This is a genomic window from Mesorhizobium sp. M7A.F.Ca.CA.004.06.1.1, from assembly GCF_003999135.1.
In the GTDB taxonomy this organism is placed as follows: domain Bacteria; phylum Pseudomonadota; class Alphaproteobacteria; order Rhizobiales; family Rhizobiaceae; genus Mesorhizobium.
The window spans coordinates 1-19,807 of the sequence record NZ_RZPQ01000024.1 but is presented as its reverse complement, the minus strand read 5'-3'; the positions used below and the strand labels follow the sequence as shown (position 1 = coordinate 19,807).

Annotated in this window: 18 protein-coding genes; 5 read left to right on the top strand and 13 right to left on the bottom strand. The window is 57.7% G+C overall.

Going from position 1 to position 19,807, the window contains the following annotated elements; translation table 11 throughout:
* Nucleotides 1-322: hypothetical protein (locus tag EN906_RS03410; protein WP_127375068.1), on the bottom strand; the 322-nt coding region annotated here is incomplete at its 3' end.
* A gap of 1,351 nt (nucleotides 323-1,673) precedes the next feature.
* On the opposite strand from EN906_RS03410, the gene EN906_RS03405 reads away from it, so the two are divergent.
* Complete coding sequence (locus tag EN906_RS03405; RefSeq protein ID WP_236383459.1) at nucleotides 1,674-3,785, top strand: hypothetical protein; 2,112 nt, start codon at nucleotides 1,674-1,676, stop codon at nucleotides 3,783-3,785.
* A gap of 542 nt (nucleotides 3,786-4,327) precedes the next feature.
* On the opposite strand, the gene EN906_RS03400 is transcribed toward EN906_RS03405, so the two are convergent.
* The 12 genes from EN906_RS03400 to EN906_RS03345 all read right to left on the bottom strand — a co-directional run bounded on the left by EN906_RS03400 (nucleotide 4,328) and on the right by EN906_RS03345 (nucleotide 13,878).
* On the bottom strand, nucleotides 4,328-5,131 hold the full coding sequence (locus tag EN906_RS03400) for an Effector protein NopP (RefSeq protein WP_127268422.1): 804 nt from the start codon (nucleotides 5,129-5,131) through the stop codon (nucleotides 4,328-4,330).
* A 355-nt stretch (nucleotides 5,132-5,486) separates the two neighbouring features.
* Nucleotides 5,487-6,524 carry an EscU/YscU/HrcU family type III secretion system export apparatus switch protein gene (locus tag EN906_RS03395; RefSeq protein ID WP_127268423.1) on the bottom strand — a complete coding sequence of 346 codons (1,038 nt, stop codon included), beginning with the start codon at nucleotides 6,522-6,524 and terminating at the stop codon, nucleotides 5,487-5,489.
* Nucleotides 6,521-7,339, bottom strand: a complete 819-nt coding sequence (sctT, locus tag EN906_RS03390; RefSeq protein WP_024505376.1) for a type III secretion system export apparatus subunit SctT — start codon at nucleotides 7,337-7,339, stop codon at nucleotides 6,521-6,523. Before sctT ends, EN906_RS03395 begins: the two co-directional genes overlap by 4 nt.
* Before the next feature lie 8 nt (nucleotides 7,340-7,347).
* Nucleotides 7,348-7,596, bottom strand: a complete 249-nt coding sequence (locus EN906_RS03385) for an EscS/YscS/HrcS family type III secretion system export apparatus protein (RefSeq protein WP_081714428.1) — start codon at nucleotides 7,594-7,596, stop codon at nucleotides 7,348-7,350.
* A 29-nt stretch (nucleotides 7,597-7,625) separates the two neighbouring features.
* On the bottom strand, nucleotides 7,626-8,291 hold the full coding sequence (sctR, locus tag EN906_RS03380) for a type III secretion system export apparatus subunit SctR (protein WP_029354851.1): 666 nt from the start codon (nucleotides 8,289-8,291) through the stop codon (nucleotides 7,626-7,628).
* Nucleotides 8,284-9,312 (bottom strand): type III secretion system cytoplasmic ring protein SctQ, encoded by a 1,029-nt coding sequence (gene sctQ / locus EN906_RS03375; RefSeq protein WP_095769044.1) that lies wholly within the window; start codon nucleotides 9,310-9,312, stop codon nucleotides 8,284-8,286. Before sctQ ends, sctR begins: the two co-directional genes overlap by 8 nt.
* A gap of 89 nt (nucleotides 9,313-9,401) precedes the next feature.
* Nucleotides 9,402-9,914: a hypothetical protein gene (locus tag EN906_RS03370; RefSeq protein WP_032899688.1), complete on the bottom strand. Its 513-nt coding sequence runs from the start codon at nucleotides 9,912-9,914 to the stop codon at nucleotides 9,402-9,404.
* The gene (gene sctN, locus EN906_RS03365; protein WP_024505372.1) at nucleotides 9,890-11,248 is read right to left on the bottom strand and encodes a type III secretion system ATPase SctN; all 1,359 of its coding nucleotides are present in this window, start codon (nucleotides 11,246-11,248) and stop codon (nucleotides 9,890-9,892) included. Before sctN ends, EN906_RS03370 begins: the two co-directional genes overlap by 25 nt.
* A complete protein-coding gene (gene sctL, locus EN906_RS03360) occupies nucleotides 11,245-11,868 on the bottom strand; it encodes a type III secretion system stator protein SctL (protein ID WP_024505371.1) in 624 nt (207 codons plus the stop codon). Before sctL ends, sctN begins: the two co-directional genes overlap by 4 nt.
* Complete coding sequence (locus tag EN906_RS03355; protein ID WP_335930789.1) at nucleotides 11,865-12,503, bottom strand: nodulation protein NolU; 639 nt, start codon at nucleotides 12,501-12,503, stop codon at nucleotides 11,865-11,867. Before EN906_RS03355 ends, sctL begins: the two co-directional genes overlap by 4 nt.
* A complete protein-coding gene (gene sctJ / locus EN906_RS03350; RefSeq protein ID WP_281035262.1) occupies nucleotides 12,496-13,332 on the bottom strand; it encodes a type III secretion inner membrane ring lipoprotein SctJ in 837 nt (278 codons plus the stop codon). The genes EN906_RS03355 and sctJ overlap by 8 nt, the downstream gene beginning before the upstream one ends.
* 36 nt (nucleotides 13,333-13,368) lie before the next feature.
* Nucleotides 13,369-13,878, bottom strand: coding sequence for a nodulation protein NolB (locus EN906_RS03345; protein ID WP_024505368.1), 510 nt, complete (start codon nucleotides 13,876-13,878; stop codon nucleotides 13,369-13,371).
* 187 nt (nucleotides 13,879-14,065) lie between these two features.
* On the opposite strand from EN906_RS03345, the gene EN906_RS03340 reads away from it, so the two are divergent.
* From EN906_RS03340 to glyA, 4 genes are all read left to right on the top strand, one after another.
* The gene (locus EN906_RS03340; protein ID WP_024505367.1) at nucleotides 14,066-14,764 is read left to right on the top strand and encodes a secretin N-terminal domain-containing protein; all 699 of its coding nucleotides are present in this window, start codon (nucleotides 14,066-14,068) and stop codon (nucleotides 14,762-14,764) included.
* 301 nt (nucleotides 14,765-15,065) lie between these two features.
* A complete protein-coding gene (locus tag EN906_RS03335) occupies nucleotides 15,066-17,000 on the top strand; it encodes an HrpF/NolX family T3SS translocon protein (protein WP_127267847.1) in 1,935 nt (644 codons plus the stop codon).
* A gap of 1,057 nt (nucleotides 17,001-18,057) precedes the next feature.
* The gene (locus EN906_RS38930) at nucleotides 18,058-18,402 is read left to right on the top strand and encodes a helix-turn-helix domain-containing protein (RefSeq protein WP_084831489.1); all 345 of its coding nucleotides are present in this window, start codon (nucleotides 18,058-18,060) and stop codon (nucleotides 18,400-18,402) included.
* A 37-nt stretch (nucleotides 18,403-18,439) separates the two neighbouring features.
* Complete coding sequence (glyA, locus tag EN906_RS03325; protein ID WP_063169266.1) at nucleotides 18,440-19,777, top strand: serine hydroxymethyltransferase; 1,338 nt, start codon at nucleotides 18,440-18,442, stop codon at nucleotides 19,775-19,777.
* Nucleotides 19,778-19,807: the final 30 nt, after the last annotated feature.

Sequence of the window (19,807 nt, the reverse complement as noted above, 5' to 3'; positions counted from 1 at the left end):
CTTCTGTGTCATCCAAAGCTTCATCGGCCTCAGCCATCGCATCGTTCGCGAATTGGAACGCGAACGATCGCAGGATACTTTGGAAGGCTTCACTTTGTGCTGCAGACTGTGAGTTGTCTTGAAGTTGATCATTTGAAACGGTCCGGTTATCCGCCCGATCGTTCCCGCCAGCTGCCTTGCCATCATTCCCACCAGCTGGCTTGCCATCATTGCCATCAGCCGGCTTGCCATCACCAGAATGCTCGGATTTCGAATCCCCATGGCCCTTTCGGATCAAGGAAGTCCCGAGGTTGCCAACTCCACTCCCAATTGCTGCTATCATCAGGTACTCCGGCATTTGCCATTGGCGGCGACGTGTTAAAGGTTAACCTCGATCAAGCTAAGGGCGGGAGCTTTCGAGAACCTGACGGCTTTTGACAAAAACCGGCCAGCGCAAAAACCGTATGCTCTGCAGGATGTTGCTCTCGCATCGAACAGTCGACCACGATCTCGGCTGTTCGGCCAATCCCGCCGTCCACGCATGCCGCGACCGAATGGCAGCCGCAGCAGCTGGTTTGCATCTCGATGCTGTGGTGTCGAACAGGAGGCACGGTCCACGTGCTGCATGACCGCAATGACCGTATTCTTGCTGGCTCCACGGGCGCACGCAACGAGCAGGAACTCGGTCTTTGCATCACCATTCTCTCGCCTGCACATCACGGCCCGGCGCGGTGAGCTCATTGGCCTCGAGAAGGTCGGCGACCGTACGAACATGGGATGGTCTGCCGGCTTTGGGAGGCCGGTGCGGATCCTCTTCTCACCATATCGAAAGCTTGAAGCGGTCGGATTTTCTTGCCCTGTTCGTGAGAACTCCCATCGTCAGCTAATCGTCAGCCAAGCGGTCTATCTAGGCCGGCCGTGCCTGACCTTCGGATCCAAAGGTCCCGTCTCGACACTTTTTGTAACTATAGATCGAAATGGTTTCCCGCGCGATACGCAACGCACACGCTTCTCTGAAGCAAATGTGTGACTTTGTCGGTGGCGAACGAGAGGAGTGACGCATCAATAAAATCGTCAGGCACGTGTCTAGGAAGGGGAGCTGGCCGAGTTGGTCTGATTTCATTCGCTGTTCCTGGAAATCGGCGGACTGAAGCGCTGATAATCTCAGGACATCGATGGCAACGTTGCGAAAGTCCTGTGAGCTCGGGCCAATCTTGGCCTGCTACTGAGAAGCACTTTGGCGGGAACATTACGCCGTCGCGGGTCTGGCTGACCGTGACGTTAACCGAAAGATGCCGCTGGTCTCGTCAGCCGCCAGCACAATAGCAGCACATTCTCGCCTACTACGGAGACGCAATATGAAGGGCATTGGCCGACCACGGAAATCGCAGGCTGAAACTGGAGCCAGCCGCGCGGGGCGGGCGAGCAGTTCCCTTTCGCAATCAAGTCTTGCTGCGGGAGAAGGTGGACAGTCATTCGATTCCGTTGTGGAGCAGATGCGCTCTGGGGACGCCGATAGGAGGCCCTCCTCCCTTCCAGTTGCGCGCGGTCCAGGCGATGCCCGCGAAAGTCTGCCAGGCGCCTCGATTGGCGAAGATCAAATCCTGAACACACCGCCACGTGGAGCCGCTGCGCCACCACGCGGAACCGTAGCGCCACGTGGCGCAGCCGCAAGGCGGCGCGGTTCTCCCTCCATGTCTGAGGGCGAAGCCATGGCGCCGGTCGGTAGCCAACTATCAACCGCGCAGGTGGAAGGCACCAGCTCATCGTCAAATGAAGATATCAGTCCGACACAGCTCAGAATGAACAGTCTTGTTCAACAACTGACTGATTGCGAGGCTGCGGCCAGGAAAACCGACGTTCCCGAGGAGGCGGTGGAGCTGATCAGTCGGGTCGTCGGTGCAGCCTCAGCAATTCTGGAGTACCGCGCTAGCCTGCCTGCGGCTGAGGCGCAGACAATTATGCCAGACGACAAGGTGCGTAGATGTTGCCAGATCGTGTGCGACGCCGCGAATGAAGTAGACCAACTTGGCCTGTCGACGATCACGAAATTGGACGAAAAGACCAAGATAGCGGCAGGTATGGTCGATAGACTCTACTCCTACTCCCAGGCGGACCGGCAGGAGCTGTTGATTTTAAATGTGGAGAACCACCATACGGCGGCAATTAAGTGGTGGGAAAAAAAGGCATGGCGCTCCGAACGACAGCGATCCGCCTGCGCTGCCACCGCTAGCCTATCCAGTGGAACGCCCGTGATGCGGGAAGCCGAGCGGTGCGCACTGCGGCTGCGTGCCGGCTCGGTACTGAGTGTCAGGATCTGGCTGGTCCGTGAGCGGATCGGTCTTGCGCGGGCCAAGATTGAACTGCGGGCGAGCAGGTTCGAGCCAGATTTGAAGGAACTCCTCGTCGGTCGAAATGGAGTGGTGCAGCTGATGGCAAGCGCCGCTCAAGAAGCTCTTCGCGCCCTCTCTTTGGCGAAGGGCATAATGGATGGCAAAACACTCAACGCTCATGATTGCGCGGTTGTAGAAAAAATCATGGAGCGGCTTTCGGATTTTGGATTGGCGTTGCACGAGGTGCATACCAAGCTAAGCCATACCTACCCAGATGCCGGCCTCCCATTGAAACTGTTCGAACGGATCGTGGACGATGCATGGATCACTGCGCACGATGCCATGCACTTGTTGAACCTGCAGTCTCCGCCGTCAGCCATCATGGCGCCACAGGCCCAGGCGGGCGCTGCGATGCCGGCCAGGGCAGGCGCTGCGATACCGGCTGACACTGCTGGTACGGCTGCAGTGTCAGAAGGCACTACAGCGCGAAGGAAAGGGAAGTCAAAGCATAAGTCGGCAGCTCGCGCCGGGACTTCTGCCGCCGGGCAGCCATCAACACCAGTCGCTTCGAACGCCGGCACAGTGCCAGCAGCCAAGGTTCTCGCGCGCTCGGATCAAGTTGCGAGTACACAGGTGAGAGCGCAAGAGGTGGCTGCGAGTTCGTCGGGGGCAGGCTCGACAATCGGGGGCGCCGCGTTGTCAATGGAGGTATTGACGGAGCGGCTCAAACGATTGGACGAACTTTTGCAGTTCGATCTGGCCGGTCAGCAAAGCGTCGTCTCCCAAGTGCGCCAGATGAAGCCTGAGGAGGCCGGTAAGGTCGTGGACGATGTGGCCCAGTACCTGCGAGCCCAGGCCATTGAGATGCAAACCTGTCTCGCCGGGTTGCACGGGCGTAATGTACGCCTGCTACTCACCTCCACCCAGCTACCCAAAGTGCACGAACGCACAGACCAGCTCAAAGGGTTGCTGAACATGGTGCTGGGACAGGCCAACGCATTGAATGAAGGAAAAGCCGGCATTACGACTGATTGCATGAAGACCTACGCATTTCCGGCGCAAAAATACCTGGAACATTTGTGCAATGCCGACGAATTGATGCCGCCGGAGGCACCGGTCGCGCTGCGTGGCGAGCCAGGAAAGCTGTTTGAGATGAAGCTGCAGCCCAAGATGCTGGTCAATGGTGCGATGCCGAGCCCGATGTGGGTGCACATCCACACGAGTCGCCCCGTCTTGGCCAGAAACTTAGAAGGGCTGGCTGATTCCGAATTCACCGCTTGCCACGTTAAATCCAACGAACAGCGCGGCTACAATCGAGAGCGAGAGGAAGCCGATGCTAGGTCCGGTCGCGAGAAGGTCATAATTCATCGCGGCAAACTCACCCCCGCTTTCTGTAAGTCTTTGTTGACCTCGGGGCTTGGCCGCCAACCACGCAATTCGCGTGCCGAGCTCCCGTCGGCGCAGGCTGCATGACAGGGCACGTACTTTGGGGTCTAGGGCAGAATGCGGCCGGCCACGCTGTGAGTCAGCGAGCATTTCTCCTGGCCAAACCGCGAATGCCGCTGCGCGAGTTGCGGTCCGGCGATTGGAGTCGATCGGCTACCGTCAGGGCCGATTTGCGATGTCGCGTTACCTGCTGTTGACGTGGCGGCGTATCTTGCCTCCCATCCAACTTATCGCCGAGATCGCGCCGCCAAGATCGAGGCGGAAGGTCTTCCTGCGAGCGCGGAGCAGGCATAGCCGATCCGATCGGGATCGGCGCATCGCAACGACCCAACGGTGTGGTGGAGAAAATTGGATTCGGGAGAGCTCGTATCCAAGAGGCGGAGTTCCGGCCCGAATACAATCCGCTCGCAAGCACCCACGATGCGCATCCGCAGTTTATTGTCTGGGAGATGGGCTGGATTGCTCGGCGGCGCTGGCGCTAAGGCGGGGCTGTCGCCGGACAATTAGCATTCACTGCCAACAGCCTTGCAACCGTCACCAGTTGCAAGGCTCGGCGGCGGGTCGACAAATCACATGAAATCGTCGTCGGACCCGCTATCGCTGCTGTCGCTGTCCTCGGTTTTGTGGAGATAGAGTGGAGGTTTGCCTGCACGCTGCCACTCACCGGCACTGTTCTTCGTCCATTTGTCGGGATGCTGCGTAGGGTCAAGCACCAGGTCGCCATGATCCACTTCAACAAACCCCATCGTCTGCGCGCGCGCTTGTGCTTCCGGATTAGCCGCACGCCAATTCAGCAACGGTCGGTCGCCGTCTATCCGAAGTTGATGCTCCAGCAGAATATCGCCCGCATTTTCGACGAGCGGATGGGCGACTTGAAGATCCACTATGGAAGTGACCTCAGTTCGACCAGGAAATTGTTCCCGCCAACTTTCCGATTCGAACTCGTTCATGCTGAATCCGCCTTCCATTCTCAGCAGTCCGGCACTCCGGTCTCCCAATTGGTAACTGAAATATCGCGCGTGCTCCGTATCTCGACGGATGCCATATTGCTGAGCAACGTCCGCGGTGCGCCTGGCTCGTGACGATACGAACTCTGAATACTCTTGAGGATTGTCGGCGATGTGCGTGATTTCATCACCATGAAATTGCCTCACCTGTCTCCTGAAGGAAGTCCTGTTGATCTCCACCACAGGAGGTCGGGAATTGAGGGAGTATGCTTGGGGAGCCGCCGATGATGAGGCGCCGCTACCTTCCGATCCGGATAAGTGCATTCGGGCAAATGTGTCCGCGAACCCTTCGCTTCCTGCATCCGCTTGCTCGCCGGCATTATGCGCGCGGTAACTATCGGATGAGCCACCAATTCGACCATACATGACGATTCGTACTCCTATGTTTCGCAACCGAGCTCAAGTTAGCACGGCTGTTCAACATAGGGCGCTTAGTTGACGACTAGCTGACGAGGGCATTCCAACGGCTGCACCAATCAAATCCGTACTGCCGGCCTCAAAACCTCGGACTGCGCCACGCACCGGCCAGCAGAGGCTGCAAGGTCATGCCCGGAGGACTTGCCGTAGTTGCTGGGTGGCAGATCCGAGGGGAGTGATTGCCCCAGGCCCGCGGTTGCGCGGTTGGCCTGACAGAGACACTGGGGCACGGATGGCCAGCCGACATTTGCCACTAGCATGGAGCCAGGTCAGTTTTGAACTGGCAGTCGTGGACTTCCAATGACTAGGCCAAGCCTGCGGCAAAGAATGCTTTCGCGACAGGCTGGAAATATTGCATAGGAACCGCGTGGCCGAGTTTTGTAGTGCCTATCAGCTGACGCGCTAAGACATGGTCATGGACGATCGTCAGGCGTAGTGCCCGCGCCTCGCTCAACACATGTGAAACGCGCTCACCTTCGGCACGGCAAACTAAGAACGGCACCCCGGTTTCACCGCGAACGTAACGCAGACCGATCAGGACCGCCCTTCCTGTTAAGACCAGCGTGGCGCGTTGCACGCCAAGCGCAGGCTCGTCGGCCGCCTCCTCGCGGATGCGACGCTGTTCACCTTTCAACTCTGGCGCTCCTTGCTGATCCTTCGACTCGCGCGTCACTTCGGTATTGGTCATGCGCATTTCGCGCAGATACAACGCGCGCTGGAGCAGGAGATCGATCAGTCCGCCGACCAGCAGTGCGCCGGCGCCAATTCCCATCAGCAATTTTGTCTCCATAAAGATGAGGCCAACACAGCCCATGCCGCAGATCGGCAGAGGGACCATTGTCTTCCACATCCCGAGAAGGACAATGGAAAAGGTTGCGCTGAGAACCAATACCTTGAACATGGTCTTGCAGACTTCGACCATGGAACGAGCAGACCCCAAGCGCTTCAGCCCTTCAAAGGGGTCAATTTTCTTAAAGCTGAGCTTCATCGGCTCCAGAGAGAAGACAAATCCACCATTGGCTAGCAGGCTGGCCAAAATCACCGCGGCGACGAGGGTTCCAAGCAGCGGGCCAACAGCCGCGACGGTGAGTTGGACGAGCACAACCAATGCCTGCGGCACCGCGGTATCGAAAGGTAGGCTCTGCAACTTGGTGGCTAATAGGAGCGCTTCCCGGCATTTGTCCTCGATCACGCTGCCTCTTAGCCAAAGGTAGCCGAGCCCAGCGCAAGTCCCGACCGCGCGGACGAAATCGGAGCTACGTGGCAGCTGTCCTTTTTTGCGCGCTTCACTTAACTTCTTCGGGCTGGCGGCGTGTGTCTTCTCTTCACTTGTGTCGCTCATGGCAGCAATTTGTCGAACCACTCCAGCACGCCGTTGGCACGTGTGACCTCCAGTTTCATGCTCTCCACCAGATAGGCAGCGTAGGTGACCATGAGAACTGGAAAGACAATGTTCTTGATTGCCGGAGACAGTTGGCTCGCCTTAAATTGCGGGGCAAAGCGACGCAGCAGCATCATCGATATATCAATCAGTATCAGGAAGAACACGACAGGCCCCGATACCAATAATGCCGTGCGCATTATGCTGTCGAGAAGCCCCAACAACTCCATTGCTCCTGGCCCGCTCAGTGTCGGGTGAAACTGATACACCGGCCAGATCAAGTAGCTGCGGTACAGGACACTGATCAAAGTTTCCAGGCCTCCTGATCCGACGAATATGGCAATCGCAGTGATCCCCAGAAAAACGCCCATCGCGGAAGCCTGACTGTTCGTCGCGGGATCGGCCGAAGCGGTCGGGCTGCTGATGCCGCGTTGGTTGTCGATAAGCTCCCCGGCAGCCTGAAGGCCCCAAAGCGGAATGCCAAGAAAAGTGCCAAGGAGTACACCGACAAAAACTTCCTTGAATCCGAGCAGGGTTAGCTGGATCAGGCGTGTATCAGGATCCAGCGCCGGCAATCCGCCACTGACATGTGCCAGGCATGGTAGTGCGAAGCCAACAGCCAAACAGCCCCGGATCAGCCCACTGATCTGCGAGCGTGTGAATACGGGAAAGATCAGCATGATGCCCATCGCGCGGGCTGCCCCAAGACCTGCCGCAACGACGAGTTCGAGAGCCGTCTGGATCAGAATTTGAATATCGGCCGATGGCGCGTCCATGGGGCGGACTAGTAGCTAAGTGTCATTGCGGGAAACTCGGTGAAGATCTGATCGGCTAGCTCTATGAGCGGGGCGCTTAGCACAGGAGCAAACAGCCCAATCACCGCGACAACGACCAGAAGCTTCACGGTGAGCGGCAAGCTTTCATCCTGGATCTGCGTCGCCGCCTGGAGGATGCCGATGACGAGGCCGACAACCACTGATGCAATGAGCGGCGGTAGAATCCAGATCATGAAAACCACCAGTGATTGGCTCATAAGAGTAATGATGCTGGATTCAGTGATGATCAGCCTCCCGGTAACGTATAACTCAGCACAAGCCCATGCATCAATTTTGACCAACCATCAATGGCAACAAACAAGAAGATCTTGAACGGGACAGATATAACAGTTGGTGAGACCATCGACATGCCCATCGCCATCAAGATAGTTGTCACTATCAGATCTATAACAATAAAAGGCAGATAAAGTAGAAACCCTATCTCAAATCCACGCTTCAATTCCGATAGCAAGAAAGATGGTACAAGTATTGCAAAGTCATCAGGCGTGGCTGCAGCGTGCATTTCCTCTGGCCAGACCTTTTCTGTCGAAGATAGGAAAAATCGCCGCTGCTCTTCATTTGTGAATTTCTTGAGATGCTCGCGCAAGGGCTCACTTCCGGCTTTAGCGGCGCTTACCCAGTCGTCGAATGTCTGATAGTGGAGCTTGGGATCCGACATGCGGTCATAGGTCTGCTCAGCAACGGGCGCACTAACGAACATAGTGAGGATCATCGCCGCGGCGTACAGCACCACATTGGGTGGTATGGTCTGGGTCCCGAGCGCATTGCGGACGAGGAAAAGAACAATTGATACCTTTACAAAGGCCGTTGTCGTGGCAACTGCTAAAACCAGCAGACCGAGTCCGGCGGTAACCGCAAGAAGCGCCAGGATTGTCGGCTGAGCTTCACTCATTGCATGCAAACCCGCCACGCAGCCTGATGCCCAGCTCTTCTCCGATGCGGACAATGTCGCCACGCCCGATACGCTGACCATTGGCCACTATGTCGACCGGGCCGTCGATCGGCCATCCAAGTTCAAAAATATGCCCTTCGCCGGCACTTCTTAATTCCCCAAGAGAAATAGGCCAGCGGCCGCATTCAAAGACAAGCACGATCTCGACATCGTCGAGATCCTTAGTAAGCTCCAGTTGCGATCCGGGTTGTGTCATATGCGCACTCTCCAAAGGACACGGTCGCGGGCGGAAAGGCCCCCGCAAGATTAATTCATCGCCGTCAAGATCCGCCTCGGCGCACAACTGGCCGACAGCTAGGGTGATCTGGCCGCGGCCGAACGGCGCAATATCGGGCAACAATGCATCACCGACACATGCGCTTCGAAGAAGCGCCGCAGGAAGGCGAAGCGTGCCGACCTCTCCTGCAACAATGAGCGGGAGCTCTGGAGGCAGCCCGCCCAGCTGCCGCGGCAACTGGGCAAGCAGTTCGCCTAGCGCGCGAAACGCAGGCGGTACTAAGCCGTCAAGTGGCGTGAACAGGAATAGACGGCCCTTGCCCTTGACCGCGCCGAAAATGATGTCGAGTTCAAGATGAGGAGCCAGCATCGTGGCTTCGCATACCCGCACGAGTTGCACGTTCAGACGCGTCGTCTCCTCCAGTCGAGTGACAAGCGGCTCCAGAGCGAGTTCGAGAATTAGCGAAGCAGTTGGCTCGGAAGGGAAGGCCAAGCCGTTCTGCACTGTCGTGATGAACTCCTCTACGAGCGGGCGCGACAGTGACAAGATGACCGTTTCGGCTCCCACTCTCCAGACGCAGTCAAGCATCGGAATGGCAGCAGGTTCCTGCTGCCAGACAAGCCCTGCCGTTCGCACCGATAGCGGCACCTCGTTGATCCGGCTTTGAAACGGCGTGCGCGGCGCTGCTGTATCATTGAGCCACGAGACAACCGTGTGGGACAGTTTCAGAACTGGTTCGAACATGGCGGGTGTGACCGCAGCGCCTATCAAAGACTGCACGGTCGTGTCATTCGGACGACCTCTTGCGACCGTCGGATCCGGTTGCGCGGCATTTAGGCAAGCGACCCCCTCGCATATTTCAGCAGTATCTCATCGTCGGCCTCGATCTCGGCTGCGGCCTCCGAATGAGTCTCGACGGCGCGCCGCACGTCGTCCTCGATTTGTTGCCATTTGTCCCTTGCCGCCGAACATATGACCCATAGCTCCCTCGTCCTGGACGCCGCCATCTCAGCCTCCTCTTGAGCGATTTGGGTATCATCAAGCATCTGCCGTCTGGAATTGATCTCAGCGGCAAGTTGTTCAGTGTGAAGGCGGTGACGGTCGAGCGCTGCGCTAGACAAGTTGTCGAGTGACATCAGATGCTGATAGAGCGCTGCTTCTTTTCTTGAACAATGTTGCTGTATCATTGCAAGCTCCCTAGAGGCATTTTGTACGGCTGAGGCGGCCACATCGCGCTGGGCTTCCTTCTTGGACAGCTCGCCAAGGGCACGACGCTCTTGCATTTCCTTCAGAAGCCGTAACCTCGAAGACTGAATCCAGTTTACGCGGTCAGACGCGACATCCATGCGACCGTCTCCTCGAAATCTGACGCGTCATCTTCGCTCTGGCGCAGAAACTCCCTCAGTTCGTCGATTGACGCGACAGCCCGGTCAGTCAGGGGATCTCCACCTGGCTTGTATTCGCCAACATTGATCAAGAACTCGGTCTCGGCATAGCGCGACAGGAGCTCGCGGAAAATGGATGCTGCCTTGCGATGTGTCCCCGAAACGACTGCATCCATGACGCGGCTGCGACTCTGCAGCACATCAATAGCGGGGAAATGCGATCGCGCCGCAATAGCGCGTGAGAGGATGACATGGCCATCGAGAATACCACGCGATTCCTCGGCGATTGGATCACCCGTGCCATCACCCTCTACAAGCACCGTATAGAAGGCCGTGATTGAGCCCCGCTCACCCATGCCGGCGCGCTCGAGCAGGCCTGGCAGCATGCCAAAAACGGAAGGAGGAAAGCCCCGTCGCGTCGGCGGCTCACCCGCAGCAAGGCCTATTTCGCGCATAGCGCGGCAGAAGCGCGTCAGCGAATCCAGCATGAGAGCAACGCGTAGGCCTTGATCTCGGAAATATTCCGCGAGCGCAGTCGCCATCGGAGCGCATTGCGCACGCTCTACCGCCGAGCGGTCGGATGTTTCAACCACGACGACTGTACGGAGAAGGCCCTCTTCACCAAGATTCCTTTCGATGAATTCACGAACTTCCCGTCCACGTTCGCCTATGAGCGCCACTATGACGACGTCAGCGGCGGCACCCTTTACGATCTGTGACAACAGCGTCGACTTGCCACCACCTGGCTCGCCATAAATCCCGATCCGCTGGCCCTCGCCGCACGTCAGCAGACCATCGAGGACACGGACCCCAAGCGGGAATGGCCGCTCAATCATGCGCCTCGTCATCGGATTGGGGGCTCTGCCATGCAGGGGCCGAGTTTCGACGGTCTTGATTTCGCCTTTGCCGTCCAATGGGCGGCAACGACTGTCGATCACGCGACCGAGCAAATCGCCGCCGACGGGCACCTCACGCATTCGGCCAGTGGCCACGACCTCTGCGCGGCTGGATAGGCCCACCAAGTCCCCGATCGGTGTCAGCAATACACCATCACCCGACAGGCCGATCACCTCGGCCTCGAGCGACAGCCCGGTTCGCGGGTCCTCTAGGAGGCAAAGTTCCCCAATACGAGTGTCTGGCAAGACGGCATGAACCAGTGTGCCGATAGCCCGCGTGATCCGACCGCGCACCGCACGCGTGTCAATTCGCTTGGCCGCAGCCCTCAAAGACGAGATTGCTGGAACGAGAGCTCGAGTGTCGGCGTCAGCGTTATGTTCTGGGACGGGCTTTCTCATAGCTCGCCTTTCTCACAGAGCGTCCCGAAACCAAGGCGCAGCGCGCGCATCTGGGCGTCAAGTCCAAGGTCAACATTGCCGTACTCGCTCCACAGCACGCAGCGTTGCGGCGACAATGTCGGGTCGGGCTCGATCCGCACCCTTGGTCGACCATCCTGGCCGTCGCATCGAGCAAACTCTCGTGCAAGCATGTCGACTTGCATGGGAGAAACATGAAGGCAAACGTCGGCGCCGCTGTATTGACACTCTATGGCGTGACGAACAGCCCTCACCAATAGCTCGCCCGGATCGAAAGCGCCGATAAGATCGCTCAATATTTCCATCACGAGCTGCGGCAATTCCTGCTCCAGAGCCGCCTTTCGTCGCGCGATTTCGGAGATTGTCTCCGCAATCAACCCTGCCATCTCCTCGGTGCCTGCATTCGAGCCCTCCATGTGGCCGCGCGCCCACGCCCGCTGGTAAACCGCGCGTGCCCAGTTTCGAACGCGCTGCCGATGCCGTTCTGCCGCGGCAAGGGCTTGCGCGGCGCTGTGCCAGGTTTCGAGCTCGCTCGCGGGTATCAGTGGTCCGACTGGACGCATCTGCGGCGCTATTGGCCCCTCGGAAAGTTCGACTGTCATTTCACCGGGGTCTCTGTCTCAAAATGAGCTACTACAAGTGAAAGCAATTGGCCGGCGGCGGTCCAATGCTCAGGTGCTGGAGTCTCCGCGGCAGTCCCCTCGGGCAATCGAAGAAGCACGCGGTTACGCTCGGTAGCTGAACTGTCCTGGAGCCAAGCCCCAAGACATGCGTGTCCATCGTATTCGATTTGCTGAGCGAGTTTTTCTGGGTCCGAGATCAGTCTTTTGTCAACAGCATGCAGCAGGTGTCGGATTCCGAATGCGTGTGCCTCCACGCCGATGCGTTTAACAAGGATGGCAAGCTCAGGCTGAGAGACAAACGCGACCAGCGAACGGGCATGCCAGATACTACCAGCAAGAAGGGCCGCTCGATATGGATCATGCCCGCGTAGAAGGTCCGGCCTGCAGCCGATGTGGTTCAGATCCACGTCATCGTTGCCCAGCAATTCTGCCAGCCTTGGATGCAGTCTGGAACACTTCTGCAACTTCACTAACGTTTCGGCCGATAACGCTGGATCAAGACGCGCCGCAAGACGGGTTGGATGGGCCGAAGCCGCAAGCTCGCTCGCGCCCGGAAAGTGCGGACCATCAGGTCGGGCGGTCTGTATAGGCATTGGCAATGAGATGTCACCCACGTCCAATTGCAGGCATTCTTTTGCGAATGGCCTCGACAGCAGAAGCATCCCGGCGCCCCTCGACCTTGGAAACGCCGGTTGATTGCTTGCGCCGACGCGTAACAACGCCGATCAAGAGATAACAGGCCACGCCGAATACGGCTGCGGCAAAACCTGTTACGGTCGCCAGAAGTGGCGCAGGAAGAGGTAGTGATGCTTGTGGCAAGACAGCAGTCGGATCGGGCCGTTGCTCGTGTGCGGACCGTTCTACCGGCACCAAAACCACTTCCACCTTATCGTAGGACAGGCCTTCGATGCTGTCGGCTACAAGCATCTTTATCTTTGGCAGCAGAGCCGCGACATTTGTTTTTGCGTCGTGCCTGATAAACACCGAGGCCGAGGATGGCGTGGCACCGGCTCGCACAAGGTCGTTATGCGGCAGCACGACGTGAACACGTACAGAAAAAACGCCATCGATATCGCTGATCGTCCGCGACAACTCTTCGCTCAGGGCATACACGTAACGGGCACGCTCTTCGGTCGGCGAGGCAATCAGGCCTGATCCTTGGAATATCTCACCGAGGTTCTTGAAGGATTGGCGCGGCAGCCCCTTGGCGTTCAGAAGGTTGATTGAGAAGGCGAGCAGCTTTTCGTCAACCTGGATCGTGCTGGTTCCATCCTTGGCGACCACCCGGATCGCGGCGACCCCGTTGTCTTCAAGAAGTGCGAGCATTTCATTTGCCTCACGCTCTTGCAATTGCGTGTAGAGGTCGGCTTTGCAAGCAGTGAGGGCGACGAGAACTGGCAGCATGACAAGTCTAACCGACCGCCACCCTGACAGGCCACGCATGATTTCGCCCTCGGCCAAGCCAATCATGCGCGCGGTTCAGCCTTCCTTCAAAAGTTTATTCACGGATGATGTGACGCCGCTGACGCCTTTGGAGATAAGCGCCACCTGGGTGACGCCGTTGTAAACATCCCGAAGACCAGCCATCATCGTTTCGAAGTCTTGCCCTTGTTGGGGAATGCCCGAGATTCCGGTTCCCGCCTCACCTGGAACGGGAAGCTTCTGCGCCGGTCCCGGTAGAGCGCCCTTCGAAAGGGCTATGTCATGGTCGAGCGCGGGGAAGGAAACAGTGTTGTGTGGATATAGGGAGGAAATCGTCTGCAACACGCGATCGCCCATGCCGCTCGTCGGCGCAGCCGCGCGCTGAACATCCATCGCCGCAGCAACTGGCGCCGCACTCGCTGGCCCCGCGGCGGCATCGTTTTTCAGCGAGTCGGCTGCATGCCCTAAGGCGCGCTCAAACTGGGCCTGCTCGACAATCGACGGTGATCCGACCCTGGGGAGGCCAGCCGTTAGAGTGGCAGAGATCGACGTGACAGGCATCATCATGTAAGGACTCGGTTGCTCTCTCTGACCGGGCGAGCCCCGCCCATTCATCACCCGGTGTCGGCGCAACACTCCTAGGGGGGCAAGCTGACAACAAGCTGACTAACGGCGGCGTCATTTCGACAATCTAAAATCTCTTCGGCAATTTAGTCACTTGTGATGATTTCAGCGTTTGGTTTATCAGTGCGACATGCCGAGAACGCTTATCCAACCCGTCACCCTGCATGTTTTGAGACTTCTTTGTGCCGGGTTTTTTCTGTCCACCGGGATTCACCCGGCGCATGCAGTCCCGCTGTCCCTTCCGGCGACACCCTATAGATACACGGTTCTGGATCAGGAGCTCGCTGCAGCGTTGCAGGAATTCGGCAACAACCTGAATATCAGGGTCAACATCAGTCCTGCGGTGAAGGGGCGAATTCGCGGACGTATGCCTGATTTGCCACCGCGCGCGTTCCTCGACCGCTTGACGAACCTTTACGGTCTACAATGGTACTATGACGGCCTTGTGCTCTATGTGTCTGCTGCACAAGAGTCGCAAACTCGAATGCTTTTGATGACGTCGATTCGCTTCGATGCGTTCAAGGGGGCTCTCGACAAGCTTGATATCTCCGACGAGCGCTATGTGGTCAAACCCGTGCCAGGCAATGGCCTCGTCTTCGTTTCCGGTCCACCGCGCTTCGTCGCACTCGTGGAGCAGACCTTTAACGGCTTGGTGGCGCAGGCGCAGGCGCAGACTCACATAGCGGCAACGCCAAAGGAATCAGTGCTGATCTTGTTTCGCGGCTCCTCCACTACGGTCGTTCGCGACGGACGACCGGATGCTTCTTATTCTTCTGACATCCCACAACAGGATAGCGTTGGCGGGAAGCCTGAGCTGGGCAAGAAATGAACATTGAGGATTTCCCGCAGCTCTGAAGAACATGACTGCGGCTACCCTTTTGTGAACTCTTCGCAAACTCGTCAGTTTCTCGAAAGCTAATCCGCTCATGATGAGTCCCGGCAGCTCTCGCGGTGACTCCGGCCATTGTGTTGGACCGAACCTTGGAGCCGGCCCGGAACACAGCAATTGAAGGCAGGGCAGGCGCATTCGTGACCTGCCGACGCTTGGAATTGTCGAATTTTGTGAAACGCAAGGGATCTTCTGTCGGGGTCTCTTGTGGGGATTTCAACGTCACGTCTGAGGATGCATAATGTCGGCCAGTAATCTTTCAACTTTCTACCGCTCAAATTCGCTACAGTCCGCAAGGGGTTGGCCGGGCCTGAAAGTTTCCCATTTTGCGACCCAGCATCAGCAAAGTGCATCGTGCTTCGAAGCGATGCTGTCCACTTGTGTGCTGGCAGACAAGCCCGGCTCTTTCGCGCAAGGGGATCTGCCAGCGTCGAATCTTGATTCGACAATGGATAAATTGCGGCAGGACCCTTTGGGCCATCTGGCACCGGATGTCTTGACATTGAATGGCTTGGAGCAACACCCACTGGATCAGCTGCCGCCAAATATGAGGGCGGCTCTCAAGGAGGACCAATCGCAACGCTCCAAGGCGACTGAAGCCCAACATCTGCTCGGCGTCACTCCGAAGATCGAGCCGGCTCCCAGGGCGAGCCCCGGAATCACGTGGAACGGTGGGTCGCTGACCACGGCTGAGTTGCAGATTGTTGCGGTACTCAACCGTCACAAGGACCAATGCCCGCTTACTTGGAAGTCGTTGACCGACAAAGCCAATGATCCCTCTACGCCACCGGATCTTAAAGCGGCGATCCAGGGACTGCAGCAGGATTCGGGACTTTTTTATGCGATTGGCTCGCAGGGCGACGGCCGCTGTGGAGGCAAGATCAACGCCAAGGACTTGGCCGGATTTTCAAACCACCACCCACAAGTTGCTGCATTTCAGGAAGCCCAAGCGCGAAGCTACGAGCAGAACTACATACCATCCGACGGCAGCGGAGGTTTGCAGCCTTCGGTCATGACCTTGAGCGATGCCTTGCGGGAGTTTTACCGGTACTCCGAAAATCTGTCCAAGGACCTGAGTCTGGATGAGTTCAAGAAAATGGTCGGCGGCGAATCGAAAAACGGCAAATTTCCGCCCCAGGTCATTGCGGCGGCGCAATATTTCCTCGATCACCCCGATGCTTGGAACCAGTTGTGCGGTGGCTCGAAAGGGAAGATGCACAAAGAGGATTTCCTGCAAGTCGCCTCATCGTCGATGAGCCTCACGCAAACTGAGCTGAATACGGTCGAGATGATCAAGGACCATCAGGACACGTTCTTTGGAAGCGGTGTTCTGACTCGCGACAAACTGGCGAAAATGAAAGACGACAAGAGCCTTGATCCGAAAGTGCGGGAAGCAGCCTCTCAGCTCCTTTCAGATCCTCTTTTGTTTGGCCTCCTGAACAATTCGATCACGGGCTATAAGACCCATCATAAATTCTTCGACTTTGGCGGCGGGCATACGGTTGATTCCGGCAATATCAGCAAAAAAGACTTTGCCCATTTTTGCACAAACATGTCGTCTGCGAACCGCAACGTTCAGCAGCCAATCACCCACGGCGCCCAAACCGCAGAAGAGCAGAATGCCGTCGCGGACATGAAGATGGGCCTGATGGACCAGCCTGACATTAAGTCAGCCAAAAAGAACGGCGGGGCCGTCATGCACGTCGTCGACTCCGTGCTCAAAATCGAGACGAAAGTGCTCGACTTGGCGGCAACGGCGGTGGGACTGCTCAGCTTCATTCCGGGCCTCGGACAAGTAGCCGATCTTGCCTCGATGGTTCTCGAGGCTGAGTCGCAAGCAGCCAATCTCCTGCGTACGGCCATTAATGGAGGCGATATGAAGCGAGCGCTGGAGGAAGCTGGCCTCAATATGGCCGCGCAGGCGATCGGCCTTATCGCAGGCCCCGAGGTCAAGCTGGCCATTCGAAATGGGCTCGTAAAGCACCTGATGGAAGAGGCCTTGGCGGCAGGCATTGATCTTTCGGTCTCGACGGCGCAGGACTACGCAGAAGGCTATGTGAATAACCTCAAAGCGCGCCTTGCAGGCGGCCCTGAGCAAAGCCTAGGCCTTCCGAGCATGCCATCATTCCAGAGTGTGGCAAGCAATGTGCCCTTCGTCGGCATTGCCTTATCCTAGCCGTCGCCTTGCGCGGAAGCTTTGGCTCGCGCGCTGACATAAGGGTCATTGTGGCACAAGCAGGGGTTCATCCGCATCAACGCAAGCGGTGTTCCTGACGCCATCTGGATCGGACTGTGAGGGGGATGTCCGAAGTCTGTGAAGGCTTCGGTATATGACGACTTCAGAGTTACGCTGAGCCCAGCCATCTCGAGCCGGTGCGCCGGGTCGAGGTTTTCACGGGCGCCGGCCGGTAGCGGGAATGGTCTCCGGAAGGCACGGCGCGGATGGTGGCGGAGCGGCGCAGCCGAAGGAACGGCTGTCGCGCGCCCAGGGCGGCCTCCCGAACAGCAGACGATGATCTCCTGCCTTGGGCCTATATCCTTGTGCCCACGCTCAAGGCAGTCGGCTGAAAACAGCGCTGATTTAAAACAGCATTATCCTGCACTGCACCCTCGATCCTTGCGCTCACCGATCGCTCGTCGACACGCACGCGGTCAAGTCGTTATCGGCGCTATGCCGATGGGCTTCGAGAGCAAGGTGGACGCTGAGCGGTGCGTCAGCCTCAGGGCGCGGCTGGCCAGCTTTGGGTCTCACGCTCTATGACGGCAACACCCGGCTGATCCACTTGGCCTGTTCGCGGGCTCCCGGCAGCGGCGCGGAAGCCACGGTCCGCCTTCCTCGGCTTCAGGCCAAAGATACCGCAGCATGCTCCAGAGCTATGTCTGCCGCCTTCGCCCCATCGTCGCTGGTCATGTGGAAAGGACAAGCAGGCTACGCACCCTATAATCCCGTCGGGCAGGATTCGACAGTCGACGGCGAGACATTCGCCAAACCTCCCCCTTGATTCTCAGCAACGTTAAAAAAAATTCACATAATGTTCGTGAGTGTAGTCTCCTGTCAGGTGGTACATTAGCCCCAATATCTGGCGTCTTAGTCGTAGAAAGGACTGTGATCTATCTTCCATTAGCATCCATACCAGCGGATTTACAGCAAATGACGAGAGAGGTCTCATGCGGATTGATGGGGATAGAAGGGCTAGCGGCTTGCTGCATCCCGTCCGGGTTGATGCCAACCAATGTTGACACTGGTAAATCGCCTAAGGACGGCAGCGCATCTTGATCGCCTTCGAATCCTGGGCCTTTGCGCGCATGCGGATCTAACCGTCGGCGAGCTGGCCGATATTACCAGTCTGCCTCGCGAGCAGGTTCGACGCCACGTTCGGCGGCTGGTCAGAGCCAACTTTCTTTGCTGCAACGAACAACGTCCGCAGTCTTCGTACCATATGCAAGCAGGAGGCAAGGATGGCGGGCTGGCTCAATTGGTGGTCGATCTCCTGCCCCACGATGATGGCCATCATAAAAGAGACCTACAACGCCTGGAAGCAATACAAGACGCGCGGTTGAAGGGACCGCCTGCTTGATCGTGAAATAGATCAGTCCAAATGGAGCGCGACTACCATGGATAACTCCGCCGGCGGCGCCATCGCGCAGCCCGACACTTACGGGCGGCCTCACTTAGCCGCCGTCGACTCCCGCGTTCACGAACTGCTTCTAAGACAGGAGCGTCAGGAGCGGACAACTCTCAAACTGATCGCCTCCGAGAACTTTGCCTCCTCGGCGGTGTTGGAAGCGACCGGGTCGATTTTCACCAACAAGTATGCCGAGGGATACCCCGGTGCGCGCTACTACGCCGGAAACGAGATCGTCGATGAGCTTGAGACCCTCGCGATCGAGCGCCTGAAAGCGCTATTTGGCAGTGAACACGCCAACGTCCAGCCTTATTCAGGCTCGCCAGCCAACCAGGCTGTCTATCGCGCGCTTTTGAGCCCCCGTGACAAAGTCATGGGCTTGCCTTTACCCGAAGGCGGCCATCTGACTCACGGTTGGTCCGTCAATTTTTCCGGCAGCGATTATCAGCGCGTCCCGTACAGGCTGCACGAAAAGACACAGCAAATTGACTATGACCACTTGCGCGAGACCGCCAAGCGGGAACGCCCGAAGCTAATTTGGGTCGGCGGAACTGCTTATCCGCGTATTTTTGACTACGCGGCCATGGCCGAAATTGCTTCGGAGGTGAACTCGTATCTGGTGGCTGACATCGCCCACATCTGCGGCCTGGTTGTCGCAGGAGTGCATCCGAACCCCGTGTCCCATTGCGATGTGGTCACCAGCACCTCTCACAAGTCGATCCGCGGTCCCCGGGGTGGCTTCATTTTATCAAGGAATGAAGACCGTTATCAGCCCCTCCATCATCCGAAGAGCAAACACAATCTGGCCAAACGTATAGACCGCGCCGTGTTCCCTCTTCTGCAAGGCGGACCGCACATGAATACTATCGCCGCGCTTGCCGTCGCTTTGCAGGAAGCAGCGAACTCGTCCTTTCGTGTCTACGGTCAGCAGATCGTCCACAACGCCAAGGCTCTGGCCCAGGCACTTCTGGAGCGAGGTTATGAACTCGTCACCGGGGGCACTGACAATCACATGCTGATCCTTGATCTTCGGGACCGGTCGCTGTCAGGCAAAGCCTATGCGGAGCGCTTATCGCGTGCAGGCATCATTGCGAATTTCAATATGGTCCCGGGCGACCGGCGGCATCCGGCGCTGACAAGCGGCATCCGCTTAGGGACACCAGCGGTGACGTCCATGGGCATGCGCGAAACGGAGATGGTGCAGATCGCCGCTTTCATCGACTCGGTCTGCCGCCAGCCCGATGACCAGGAAGTTCATGCGAGCGTACGAAGAGACGTTGCCGACTTCTGCACTGCGTTCGATGTTCCCGGCATCCCCGACCGATAAGCCACCCCAATCCAGAAACTCCTCACTAAC